Annotated in this window: 13 protein-coding genes; 10 read left to right on the top strand and 3 right to left on the bottom strand. The window is 39.8% G+C overall.

Features of this window, described 5'->3' with window-relative positions; translation table 11 throughout:
* Positions 1-497: 497 nt before the first annotated feature.
* The 7 genes from H3T55_RS12585 to ftsH all read left to right on the top strand — a co-directional run bounded on the left by H3T55_RS12585 (position 498) and on the right by ftsH (position 7,739).
* Positions 498-2,081 (top strand): oligosaccharide flippase family protein, encoded by a 1,584-nt coding sequence (locus H3T55_RS12585; RefSeq protein WP_225534732.1) that lies wholly within the window; start codon positions 498-500, stop codon positions 2,079-2,081.
* A 5-nt stretch (positions 2,082-2,086) separates the two neighbouring features.
* Positions 2,087-2,362 carry an RNA-binding S4 domain-containing protein gene (locus H3T55_RS12590; protein WP_087642038.1) on the top strand — a complete coding sequence of 92 codons (276 nt, stop codon included), beginning with the start codon at positions 2,087-2,089 and terminating at the stop codon, positions 2,360-2,362.
* Between the two features lie 63 nt (positions 2,363-2,425).
* Positions 2,426-2,893 (top strand): FtsB family cell division protein, encoded by a 468-nt coding sequence (locus tag H3T55_RS12595; protein ID WP_088270004.1) that lies wholly within the window; start codon positions 2,426-2,428, stop codon positions 2,891-2,893.
* 43 nt (positions 2,894-2,936) lie between these two features.
* Complete coding sequence (locus H3T55_RS12600) at positions 2,937-3,410, top strand: S1 domain-containing RNA-binding protein (protein WP_087642040.1); 474 nt, start codon at positions 2,937-2,939, stop codon at positions 3,408-3,410.
* 76 nt (positions 3,411-3,486) lie between these two features.
* The gene (tilS, locus tag H3T55_RS12605; RefSeq protein WP_225534733.1) at positions 3,487-4,869 is read left to right on the top strand and encodes a tRNA lysidine(34) synthetase TilS; all 1,383 of its coding nucleotides are present in this window, start codon (positions 3,487-3,489) and stop codon (positions 4,867-4,869) included.
* Positions 4,870-4,930: 61 nt separating this feature from the next.
* Positions 4,931-5,476 carry a hypoxanthine phosphoribosyltransferase gene (gene hpt, locus H3T55_RS12610; RefSeq protein WP_087642042.1) on the top strand — a complete coding sequence of 182 codons (546 nt, stop codon included), beginning with the start codon at positions 4,931-4,933 and terminating at the stop codon, positions 5,474-5,476.
* 103 nt (positions 5,477-5,579) lie between these two features.
* On the top strand, positions 5,580-7,739 hold the full coding sequence (gene ftsH / locus H3T55_RS12615; RefSeq protein ID WP_225534734.1) for an ATP-dependent zinc metalloprotease FtsH: 2,160 nt from the start codon (positions 5,580-5,582) through the stop codon (positions 7,737-7,739).
* Positions 7,740-7,798: 59 nt separating this feature from the next.
* Here the strand turns inward: ftsH and H3T55_RS12620 are convergent, their stop codons facing one another.
* Both H3T55_RS12620 and H3T55_RS12625 read right to left on the bottom strand, forming a co-directional pair.
* A complete protein-coding gene (locus H3T55_RS12620) occupies positions 7,799-8,374 on the bottom strand; it encodes a hypothetical protein (protein ID WP_225534735.1) in 576 nt (191 codons plus the stop codon).
* Positions 8,358-8,705 carry a PadR family transcriptional regulator gene (locus H3T55_RS12625; protein ID WP_225534746.1) on the bottom strand — a complete coding sequence of 116 codons (348 nt, stop codon included), beginning with the start codon at positions 8,703-8,705 and terminating at the stop codon, positions 8,358-8,360. The genes H3T55_RS12620 and H3T55_RS12625 overlap by 17 nt, the downstream gene beginning before the upstream one ends.
* 193 nt (positions 8,706-8,898) lie before the next feature.
* On the opposite strand from H3T55_RS12625, the gene hslO reads away from it, so the two are divergent.
* The 3 genes from hslO (at position 8,899) to lysS (ending at position 12,403) form a co-directional block, all read left to right on the top strand.
* Positions 8,899-9,795 carry an Hsp33 family molecular chaperone HslO gene (gene hslO / locus H3T55_RS12630; protein WP_225534736.1) on the top strand — a complete coding sequence of 299 codons (897 nt, stop codon included), beginning with the start codon at positions 8,899-8,901 and terminating at the stop codon, positions 9,793-9,795.
* Positions 9,796-9,807: 12 nt separating this feature from the next.
* Positions 9,808-10,812 carry a tRNA dihydrouridine synthase DusB gene (gene dusB, locus H3T55_RS12635; protein WP_225534737.1) on the top strand — a complete coding sequence of 335 codons (1,005 nt, stop codon included), beginning with the start codon at positions 9,808-9,810 and terminating at the stop codon, positions 10,810-10,812.
* A 94-nt stretch (positions 10,813-10,906) separates the two neighbouring features.
* A complete protein-coding gene (gene lysS / locus H3T55_RS12640) occupies positions 10,907-12,403 on the top strand; it encodes a lysine--tRNA ligase (protein WP_225534738.1) in 1,497 nt (498 codons plus the stop codon).
* Between the two features lie 148 nt (positions 12,404-12,551).
* On the opposite strand, the gene H3T55_RS12645 is transcribed toward lysS, so the two are convergent.
* A partial coding sequence (locus H3T55_RS12645; RefSeq protein ID WP_225550188.1) for a hypothetical protein occupies positions 12,552-12,736 on the bottom strand: 185 nt, incomplete at its 5' end.

Below are 12,736 nucleotides of genomic sequence, written 5' to 3' on the forward strand. Positions count from 1 at the left end.
CTAGCTCCACAAGCTGATCTCTCGGAAAAAAGATAAAAATTCATGGCGATAAAAAGTATCGCCAAATCATTTTTCCTATTTTTCAGTCAAGATCAATCGAGCTCGTTCAGCTTTTAGGCATATCCAGCTTCTCAGACCAGCTCTAGAAACAAATAGATAAATTTTGTCAAAGATAAAGAACATCTTCGTCAAAATTTCCTAATTTGTTCGAGAGCTAATCGGTCTGTTCAGCTTTTAGACTTATCCAGCTTCACGAGCTGATCTCTCGGAAAAAAGATAAAAATTCATGGCGATAAAAAGTATCGCCAAGTCATTTTCCCTATTTTTCAGTCGAGATCAATCGAGCTCGTTCAGCTTTTAGGCATATCCAGCTTCTCAGACCAGCTCTAGAAACAAATAGATAAATTTTGTCAAAGATAAAGAACATCTTCGCCAAAATTTCCTAATTTGTTCGAGAGCTAATCGGTCTGTTCAGCTTTTAGATTGGAGGTAAAGTTATGGCACATAAGGAGATGCGGTCGATGATGCAGGGGGCCGTTGTTTTGACAGCGGCATCGTTTGTTGCTAAGGTACTGAGCGCCGTTTATCGTGTGCCTTTTCAAAATTTAGTTGGTGATGAAGGGTTTTATGTTTACCAGCAGGTTTATCCGATTTATGGAATCGCGATGACGTTAGCGCTGTCTGGGTTGCCGCAGTTTATTTCGAAAGTAGTAGCAGAGCAACCGGAGATCAGTGGTCAAAAAAAGGTTTTACAACAGCTGTTTCCCTTTGTTTTTGTGATTGCGGTGCTGTGCTGGAGCTTTTTCTTTTTAGGTAGTGACGAAATTGCCTATATGATGGGAGATCCTAAGCTGGCCTCCTTGATTCGGGTCGTTTCTTTTACTTTTTTACTGGTGCCGATACTATCCTTTTACCGTGGCAACTTTCAAGGACATCTATTGATGATTCCGAGTGCTGTTTCTCAAGTAGCGGAGCAAATTGTTCGAGTAGGCGTGATTTTGATCGCTGCTTATTCATTTAGCAGTTTCGGTTGGTCGATTTATCAAACTGGAACGATCGCGATGGCTGGTGCACTTTTCGGCGGTATCGTTGCCGCTGTGATTCTTTGGTATTATGATCAGAAAATACGGGTAGGCAGCTCAGCTTATCTGACGCAATGGTCTTTCTCAAAAGAGTCAAGAAAATTATTTGGACGGCTGTTGTTAGAAGGCGGTATCGTGTCATTGTACAGTGCTTTTTTGATTTTGTTTCAATTGATTGATTCATTTGTCGTAAAAAATGCGCTGGTTGTCTCAGGGCTAAGTGATTCAGCAGCAAAAATCGATAAGGGCGTCTATGATCGGGGACAGCCTTTAGTACAATTAGGCTTGGTCGTTGCTTTAGCCTTGAGTTCTAGTTTTCTACCGGCACTGACGAAGTATTTTATCAATGAAGAACAAGGGCGCTTTTTACAGGCTGCGAAGATTTTTTTGCGATTGACTACAGCCATTGCAGCGGCAGCTTCAGTCGGGTTAGCATTATTGCTTCCTTATATGAATTATGCACTATTTAAGGATTATCAGGGAAATGGAGTTTTGGGCATCTATGTTTGTTCGATTGCATTCATGGCGGTGATCCAAGCCTATCAAAGTATTTTTCAAAGTAAAAATCAGTTCAAAACAGCGCTGTTAGCTGCTTTAGCAGGTTTGTTAGTGAAGGCATTTTCTTCACATCCCTTGATTTATCTATGGGGAACTGCTGGAGCGAGTCTATCGACCATTGTGGGGCTAATGACTACATTGTTATTGTTGGTTCTTTTTTCAGAAAAGGAAATTAACCAATTTGCGGGCGAAGGACGTTTTCTTAAGAAGCTGTTGATTAGTTTAGGTGGAATGACGATCATCTTGCTATGCTATCAGGCAGTAGTTGCGATTCTTCTAGGAATGATCGGACATCGTGGTCAAGCGTTAGTTGTCACGATTTTAGGTGTTCTGATCGGCGGAGGCTCGTTTATTTTCATTATCATCAAAATAAAATTATTCACGATCCGTGAATGGCTGACATTGCCGTTTGGATCAAAAATATTAAGAATGAAGAGGTAATAGTTATGCGTTTAGATAAATTTTTAAAAGTTTCACGTATCATCAAAAGAAGACCCGTGGCAAAAGAAGTTGCGGATAAAGGTCGGATTCAAATCAATGGTGTTCTTGCAAAATCGTCCAGTAATGTGAAGATCGGTGATCAAATCAAGATCCAATTTGGAAATAAAATACTAGAAGTTGAGGTTCTTGAGCTTCGTGATTCAACAAAAAAAGAAGATGCTGAGAAGATGTACCAAATTATTTCCGAAAAAAGAGTAGAAAATAGTGATAATTTAGATTAGACAAGCATCTTAGATGTTGGTATAATATAGCAGACAAACCAAAAAACGAGTGGAGCGGAAAACATGGGAAAAAAGAAAAAAGACACGGAGAAAGTTGCTGCATTAGATAATGAGTATACAAAAGAGCAGTATGCCGAGTTTCAAAAACAGCATAAGCAGTTGATTTTCAGACGCCGACGTTTAGCGGTTGTTTTTCTCGTAGCATTTGTGATTTTTCTCGTTTCAGGGTTTCAGCTGATGAAAGATTACCAACAGCTCAATACCTTTAAGAAACAACATGTTGAAGCTGTAGCTGAATCGAAAGAAGCAGACAAGAAGCTTAAACGTTTAGAACAAGATGTCGCGCTGTTAAGAGATGAAGATTACGTAGCGAAGCTAGCACGCAGTCGTTTTTACGTTTCAAAAGAAGGCGAACAAATCTACAATATCCCAGAGTTAGGCGGAACAACTAGCTCGAATGCAGAACAAAAATCTTCAGCAGAAGAAAGTCAATCACAGTCTCATTCCTCTGAGAAACAATCAGGAGAATAACTGCAGATATAATAGGGTAAATAATAGGAGGAACATTTTTTTTATGTCAATTGAAGTAGGAGCTAAGTTGCCAGGGAAAGTGTCAGGTATCACAAATTTTGGTGCCTTTATCGATTTAGGTGAAGGGAAAACAGGGTTGGTCCACATTAGTGAAGTATCAAATGGGTTCGTTAAAGACATCCATGATGTCTTAACGGTAGGAGATGAAGTGACAGTCAAAGTTACTTCGGTTGGTGATGACGGCAAAGTCGGCTTGTCCATTCGTAAAGCACAAGAACAACCAGTAGAGCAAAAGCGTGAATTTCAACGTCGTGATAACCATGAACATCAAGGAAATCGTGACCGTGGACAACGTCCAGCGCCTAAAAAACAATTTACAAGAGCACAGCCAACAAATTCAAAACAAGATTTTGATTCATTGATGAGTTCATTTTTAAAAGATAGCGATGACCGTTTGTCTTCATTGAAACGCAATACAGAAGGTAAACGTGGCGGACGTGGCGGTCGCCGTAACTAATAGACAATCGAAGCTGAGCGAGAGCTCGGCTTTTCTGTTTTAGCTAACTTTAGTGAAAGAAACTGGGAGTGAGTGAATGTTTCAGGAATTTTACCGCTATTGCAAAAAGAATCGATATTGGCGACCAGGGGAGCGAATTCTTCTAGCTGTCTCTGGAGGAGTTGATTCCATGGTACTAATGCATTTGATGCAGCGATCAGCTGAAAAAGATGGCTTTCATCTAGCAATAGCGCATGTGAATCATCAGTTACGATCGGAATCAGCTAAAGAGTCAGACTATCTGCAGCAATATTGCCAAAAAGAAGGACTGCCTTACTATAGTAAGAAGTGGGAAGCTGTTGATAAATCCCGAAATACGGAAGCACGAGCTCGACAATTCCGTTATGCTTTTTTTACAGAGCTTATGAAAAAAAACGATTATTCAAAGCTATTTACAGCGCACCACAAAGATGATCAGGCTGAAACGATCGTGATGAAGCTGACCCGAGGTAGCGCGTTGGCAAATTTAGTAGGCATTCGTTTTCAGCAAACGTTTGGAGAAGGGCAATTGATCCGTCCGTTGCTACTATTTTCGAAAGAACAAATAGAGCGATTTGCTGAACAGAAAAAAATTACCTATTTTGAAGATAGCACGAATCTGAGTGATGAGTATGTACGTAACCGGATGAGACATAGTGTTATCCCGCTATTGAAAAAAGAAAACCAACAGTTTTTAGAACATATGAGTGACTTTAGTACACAAATCAGCTATGCGGATGAAGTGATCCAATCAGTGATTTTGCCTAAGTATCAAAGCTGGGTGTCAGAAACACAAGAAGGCTGGCAAATTCAATTGCAAGAGCTAAAACAGGAAGAAAAAAGCGTTCAATTTTTTTTCATCCAACAATTCCTTCAGCAAACTTTGGTATCCCAAAAAATCAAAGTCAGCCAGAAACAAGTGCAACAGCTTTTAGCACTGGTAAATGATTCAAAGCCTCAGATGACGGCCGACTTAGAGCAGGATTGGCAAATGATCAAGGAGTATGATATTGCTTATTTGAGAAAAAAAACATTGCCTTTAGAAAAAGAAGTATTTTCTTTAAACATAGGCGAGCAATTGTTTCTTTCTGAGAATGAATGGATATGCTTAGAACAAATTGGAGCCGATGCTGAACAACCTGAAAAAATTAGAAACTGGCAGGAACTTTCCTTGACGATCAGCAGTGGGGTCCTCTTACCGCTATCTATTCGGCACAGGAAAGAAGGGGATCGAATCGCATTGACACCCAAATTAACGAAACGAGTCAAACGGCTATTTATCGATCAAAAAATCCCTAATTCTATTAGGGAAAAAACGTGGCTGATTCTCTCGAGTACAGGAGAGATCATCTGGATGCCTAAATTTGCAAATTCGCATTTGAGTATTCCTAAAGAAACTGATAAAATACTCTACAGACTCCTTTATAAAACAAAGGAGTAAAAATCAATAAATACGAACGATGAAATAAGGGATAATAACCTACAAGGAAAAGGAGAGCACTATGCTAGAGAAAGATATTAAGCAAGTTTTGATTTCACAAGAACAAATCCTTGAAAAATCAGCTGAACTTGGAAAACAGCTGACAGAAGATTACAAAGGCAAGAATCCTTTAGTGATCGGTATTTTAAAAGGTGCCATTCCTTTTATGGCTGATATTACACGCTGCATCGATACACATTTGGAAATGGACTTTATGGACGTGTCAAGCTACGGGAACGCAACAGTATCATCCGGTGAAGTGAAAATCGTCAAAGATCTGGACACAAATGTTGAAGGTCGGGATATCCTGATCGTTGAAGATATCATCGATAGTGGCCGAACATTAGCTTATTTAGTAGATCTATTTAAATATAGAAAAGCAGCTTCTGTAAAAATCGTTACATTATTAGATAAACCAGAAGGTCGTGTTGTAGATATCGTAGCAGATTACGTTGGCTTTGATGTACCGAATGAATTCGTTGTCGGTTATGGTTTAGACTATGCAGAAGCTTATCGGAACCTGCCTTACGTAGGGGTCTTGAAACCAGAAATCTATGAATCAAATTAATATCTCTCTTGGAAATAGTTATGTTACAATGTAATGGTCAGAATTGATAAAAAATAAACCGTAAACACAAGAATTACGAGCAGTTGTTCAAAGGAGGACAGGCATGAATAAAAAAAATAGCGGCATGAAAAATGGCCTATACTATGTATTGCTTATTTTAGCGATGGTCATGGTTGTATATTTCATCTTTGGGAATAGCAATCAACAGTCGCCGGATATTGAATACTCAACCTTTAATACCCAATTAGAAAAAGGGAAAATCAAGGAAATGACGATCCAGCCAACAAATGGCGTGTACAAGATCGTTGGTCAGTATAAAGACAAACAAGAAATCAAAAACACTGGTGGTCTTTCGTTATGGGGATCGACAGAGGTTTCAACAAAATCATTTACAACGATTGTCCTGCCAAGTGACATCACCTTATCAGGGATTCAGGAAATGGCGAAAGACAATAATGTAAAATTAACAGTAAAAGAACAGTCAACAAGCGGTGCTTGGTTGTCGATCCTATTTAGCTTCTTACCGATCGTGTTATTCATCTTCTTATTCTATATGATGATGGGTCAACAAGGCGGCGGTGGCGGTGGCGGCGGCCGTGTCATGAACTTTGGTAAATCAAAAGCCAAAGAAGCAGACAAAAAAGCGAACCGTGTGCGTTTCTCTGACGTAGCCGGAGCCGAAGAAGAAAAACAAGAATTAGTTGAAGTAGTCGAGTTCTTAAAAGATCCAAGACGCTTCGTTGAATTAGGAGCACGTATCCCAGCGGGTGTTCTTTTAGAGGGACCTCCAGGAACAGGTAAAACATTACTTGCTAAAGCCGTAGCAGGTGAAGCAGGCGTACCGTTTTACTCAATCTCTGGTTCAGACTTCGTCGAAATGTTTGTCGGTGTCGGTGCAAGCCGTGTTCGTGACTTGTTTGAAACAGCGAAGAAAAATGCGCCAGCGATCATCTTTATCGATGAGATCGATGCCGTTGGTCGTCAACGTGGTGCTGGTATGGGCGGCGGACACGATGAACGTGAACAAACCTTGAATCAGTTGCTAGTTGAAATGGATGGTTTTGATGGAAATGAAGGCGTGATCGTCATTGCTGCAACGAACCGCTCAGATGTCTTAGACCCAGCCTTATTACGTCCAGGTCGTTTTGACCGTCAAATTTTAGTTGGTCGTCCAGATGTGAAAGGCCGTGAAGCGATCCTTAAAGTTCATGCTCGTAACAAACCGTTGGCTGATGATGTTGACTTAAAAGTTGTTGCACAACAAACACCAGGCTTTGCTGGTGCTGATCTAGAAAATGTCTTAAACGAAGCCGCTTTGGTTGCAGCTCGTCGTAATAAAAAGAAAATCGATGCGTCCGATGTGGATGAAGCAGAAGACCGCGTGATTGCCGGACCAGCGAAGAAAGATCGCGTGATCAACAAGAAAGAACGTGAAATGGTTGCATATCATGAAGCGGGACATACGATCGTTGGTTTAGTTCTAAGTCGTGCCCGTATCGTTCACAAAGTAACGATCATTCCGCGCGGACGTGCTGGCGGATATATGATCGCTTTACCAAAAGAAGATCAATTCTTGATGACTAAAGAAGATATGTTTGAACAAATCGTCGGCTTACTTGGCGGACGTACAGCAGAAGAAATCATCTTCGGTGTTCAATCAACTGGTGCATCAAATGACTTTGAACAAGCAACAGGAATTGCCCGCAGTATGGTCACTGAATATGGAATGAGCGACAAATTAGGTCCTGTTCAATATGAAGGAAACCACCAAGTCTTTGTTGGCCGTGATTATGGTCAAACTAAAGCTTACTCTGAACAAGTAGCATTTGAAATCGATCAAGAAGTACGCCGTATCTTGATGGAAGCTCATGATAAAGCGCATGAAATCATCGAAGCACATCGTGCTCAACACAAACTGATCGCGGAAAAACTACTTGAATTTGAAACATTAGATGCGCGCAGCATCAAGTCATTGTTTGAAGATGGTGTTATGCCTCAAGATGTTATCGATAGCCAATTCCCAAGTGAAAAGGCCCAAACATTTGAAGAAGCAAAACGTGCGTTAGAAGAAAAAGACGCACAAAAACAAGCTGAAGAAAAACAAGACTTTGAAGATGCGAAAAAAGAATTGCACGACGAAGCAGAAGAAGTAAAAACGAACAGTGAAAAAACAGAAGAAACTGTCCAGTCTGAAACAAAAGATGAAGACAAAAAAGATGATTCTGAATATGATCGCAATAACTTTGAAGATCGTTACAAATAAACAATAAAAAGCGGTGTAGTACGAATACTACACCGCTTTTTTTGTATTTTCGATCAAGTCTATATTTTGGATTTTGGGGTCAAAATAGCATTAGCGATCAAACCGAATCCAGTTCCGATCAAGACACCAGCTAAGATGCCGATCAATGTGTAGATCCAGCCTGTATGCATAAATTCCGGTACGCCTCCGCTAGCTAAGAAGCCGACCAATGCTCCGATCGTTAAACCCAATACAGCAAAGCCTCCATAAAATAACCCAATTATTTCATGATCGGCAGGATCGATCGCTGCGTAATATTGAGCAAAACGTTCCTGAAGTTCATCGGATTGATCTGTTTGACTTGAAAAACGAAGAGCATCACTGGCTTTTTCAAATGCTTCCTCTTCGCTCATTCCATTAGCGATCAAATCGCTGATATAGTCATTCATATATAGGATCATATCATCTTGCATTTCACGGCTTTTATCAGAGGTATTTTTGAATCTGGATATTTTTGTACCAATTTTTTCACGGCTTTTGCCAGCTTTGCGACGTAATTTTTCCATATAAGTCATTTCAGCATCGTCCAAATAAAGTGTTGATTGCTCTTTAGCAAATTGTTTGATTTTTTGTTGTGTCTCATGATTGATGGTCATGTTGGTTGCTCCTTCCGTTTTTCAAGATTGTCACTCGATCTGATAAAAATTGCCATCGTTCCCAAAAATCAGCGAGTTCTTGTTTTCCATTATCATTTAGCGTATAAAATTTTCTAGGAGGTCCCAGCTCAGATGGCTTTTTTGTGACAGTAACCATTTTATTGCGTTCGAGTCTCAAAAGTATTGTATAGACCGTTCCTTCTGTCATTCCGGCAAATCCCATGGCTGTCAATCTTCGAACGATTTCGTATCCATAGACTTCATTTTCGCTCATGATTTGAAGCATCATGCCCTCTAAAATACCTTTTAGCATCTCACTTAACTTATCCATTTGATCACTTCCGTTCATGCATACTCTTCTAGGTACAATGTATTACTAAGTACAGGTACATAATAACGCAAGGTACCTGAAACTGTCAATCATTAAGCAGCCTGTCAAAATTCTTTAGTTGAAAAAATAGTGAAATCCTAGTATTATCTGATAATGAGTCAGATAAAGTCTCAAGTGAGAAGAGGTAAATAAAATGGAAGATTACTTAGTAAAAGCATTATGTTATGAAGGATCGATTCGCGCTTATGCTGTTTGCGCAACAAATACAATTTCAGAAGCACAAGAACGTCATGATACATGGAGCTCATCGACTGCGGCATTAGGCAGAACGATGGTTGGGGCACTCTTATTAGGTGCAACGTTAAAAGGTGACGATAAGTTGACGGTCAAAGTTCAAGGGAATGGTCCGGCAGGAAGCATTGTTGTTGATAGTGACGGCAGTGGAAATACCAAAGGCTATATCAAGAACCCGCATGTCAGCTTAACACTTAATGAAAGCGGAAAAATCGATGTTCGCGGAGCAGTGGGGACAGAAGGTGTCTTTACTGTGATCAAAGATTTAGGCTTGAAAGAAACTTTCTCAGGTCAAACACCGATCGTTTCTGGCGAAATCGGCGAAGACTTTACTTATTTTATGGCTGTTTCAGAACAAATTCCCTCAGCCATCGGTCTAAGTGTTTTAGTTGATACGGATGAACATGTTAGAGCTGCTGGTGGCTTTATGATTCAGGTGATGCCGGGAGCAGATGAAAAAACAATCGATTTTATTGAACAACGTCTGCAGGAAGTGCCGATGATTTCTCGTTTGATCGATGAAGGTGAATCTCCAGAAGGGATTTTAGAACGTCTATTAGGGAAAGACGAGATCGAAATTTTAGAAAAAATGCCCGTTCAATTCAAATGTAACTGCTCAAAAGAAAAGTTTGGAACAGCAATTATTGCTGTAGGGCTTGATGAAATCAATGCTATGATCGAAGAAGATCATGGAGCAGAAGCAGTTTGTCAGTTCTGCGGGAATAAGTACCATTATAGTGAAGAAGACTTGATTGCGTTGAGGGATGAAGCAATCAAAAATACTCGAAATAAATAGGGAGAAAGCTTGATGTGGAAAATAGGCGATATTGAGATACCCAATCGAGTTGTTGTTGCACCAATGGCAGGCATCAGCAATGCAGCTTTTCGTGTAACTGTGAAAGAATTTGGTGCTGGATTAGTTGTTTGTGAAATGATCAGTGATAAAGGAATCCAGCACAGAAATAAAAAGACATTAGAGATGCTTTATATCGATGAGCGAGAATACCCATTGAGTGTTCAGATTTTCGGCGGCAATAAAGAAAATCTTGTTGAAGCAGCAAAATTTGTTGAGGAAAATACGAAAGCTGCGATCATCGATATCAATATGGGCTGTCCAGTCAACAAAGTCATCAAAGCTGAAGCAGGTGCAAAATGGCTGTTAGATCCAAATAAAGTTTATGAAATGGTTGAAGCCGTTTCTTCAGCAGTTTCTGTGCCTGTAACAGTTAAAATGCGGACCGGCTGGGATGATGAGCACTTATTTGCTGTAGAGAATGCACTAGCTGCTGAAAAAGCAGGGGCTTCTGCTATCGCAATGCATGGACGAACTCGCGTACAAATGTACGAAGGGAAAGCCAACTGGGAAGTGCTGAAAGAAGTGAAACGTCATCTAACGATTCCTTTTATGGGCAATGGTGATGTTAAAACCCCGGAAGATGCAAAACGAATGATCGAATATGTGGGTGCTGATGGTGTGATGATCGGCAGAGCAGCTTTAGGCAATCCTTGGATGATCCAACGTACGAAAGAATATCTTGAAACAGGTGTATTGATACCTGAGCCAAGCCCCTTTGGAAAAATCGAAACAGCGAAACTTCATTTAACACGTTTGGTAGACCTAAAAGGGGAAAGTATTGCAACAAGAGAATTTCGTCAGCATGCTGCCTACTATTTAAAAGGAATCCCACGTGCAGCGAAAGTAAAAGCTGCGATCAATCAAGCGGAGACACAGCAGGATATGATCGATTTGTTAGATGCATTTGTAGAAAAAGCAGAAAAATATGCAGAAAAAGAGACAATGGAAACAATCTAATAAAAAAAGCAGGCAGAATCCAAAGTTCAGCTTGCTTTTTTTCGTTTTAGTGTGGCATTATAATGGTATGTGATTTCAGAATGGAGGAAATAAAGTGGCAGATGAACAACAAGCGCACTTAGACGATCTAAATGATCAAATGCTTGTGCGTCGTGAAAAAATGGAAAACTTACGTGAAGAAGGGATCGATCCCTTTGGTAAACGTTTTGACCGTACACATAATTCAAGTGAGTTACATGAACAATATGACCAAAACTCAAAAGAAGAATTAAATGAATTGGACTTATCAGCAAGTGTTGCTGGTCGTATGATGACAAAGCGTGGAAAAGGTAAGGCTGGATTTGCTCACTTACAAGACCGCGAAGGCCAAATCCAAATCTACGTACGTAAAGACCAAGTAGGAGACGAAGCGTATGAGCTATTCAAGCACGCTGATCTTGGAGATTTCTTTGGTGTCACTGGACAAATTATGAAGACTGATACGGGAGAAGTGACTGTTAAGGCGAAAACGATCGTCCTACTAACTAAAGCATTACGCCCATTACCTGATAAATATCATGGCTTGACGAATATCGAACAACGTTACCGTCAACGTTACCTTGATTTGATCAGTAACAAAGATAGTTTTGATCGTTTCATGAAGCGTAGTCAGATCATTAGTGAAATTCGTCGCTACTTAGACAGCAATGGTTATGTAGAAGTGGAAACGCCTGTTTTACACAATGATGCCGGTGGTGCAACTGCAAGACCGTTTATCACCCATCATAATGCTTTGGATATGGATCTATATTTACGAATTGCACTGGAATTACATTTAAAACGTCTGATCGTAGGCGGTATGGAAAAAGTCTATGAAATCGGCCGTGTTTTCCGTAATGAAGGAATCGATACAACGCATAATCCTGAGTTTACAATGTTAGAGGCTTATACAGCATATACAGATTATAAAGATGTAATGGATCTAACAGAAGGGATCATTCGTAATGCCGCTGAAAAAGTATTAGGTACATCGACTATTACCTATGATGGGAAACAGGTAGATTTAGGTTCTGAATTCAAACGTGTTCATATGGTTGATGCTATTAAGGAGCAGACAGGTGTAGACTTCTGGCAAGAAATGTCAGTTGAACAAGCACGTGATTTGGCTAAAAAGCATAACGTAGAAATCAATGATAATATGGCAGTAGGGCATATTTTAAATGAATTCTTCGAAACATTTGTGGAAGAAACGCTGCAACAACCAACATTTGTTTATGGACATCCAGTTGAAGTTTCTCCATTAGCGAAGAAAAATCCAGAAGATGGGCGATTCACTGACCGCTTTGAATTATTTATAGTAGGAAAAGAATTCGCAAATGCGTTTACTGAGTTGAATGATCCGATCGATCAGCGTGAACGTTTCGAAGGACAAGAAAAAGAACGTGAGCAAGGAAACGATGAAGCTCATGGTGTTGACGAAGACTTTATTGAAGCGTTAGAGTATGGATTACCGCCGACTGGTGGTTTAGGCATTGGGATCGATCGTTTAGTAATGCTTTTAACGGATGCACAATCGATTCGTGATGTATTGCTATTCCCAACAATGAGATAAATACAGTTCAACTGTCTATCATAGTCGATAGACAGTTTTTTTATTTATAAAGAAACAGGCTGGAAAACAGTCAAAATCCATTCTCAAGAGGTTAGAAAACGAACGATAAAGAACAAAAGGAATAAAACAATCGGTAACAAAAAAAACTTCAAAAAAAATGCAATTTTTGATTGACCTGCGCGCCGAAACTTGGTATATTATTACATGTCGCAAGGCGAGCAACAAAATCGCTGAAACGACTGAAATAGAATAACAAATCAAGTTTTAAAAAAACTTGAAAAATCAGGAAGAAAGTTGTTGACAAATAACAAACAACCTGATAAACTAATGGAG

Source organism: Enterococcus sp. S22(2020) (assembly GCF_020295385.1).
Classification (GTDB): Bacteria; Bacillota; Bacilli; order Lactobacillales; family Enterococcaceae; genus Enterococcus_L; species Enterococcus_L dunnyi.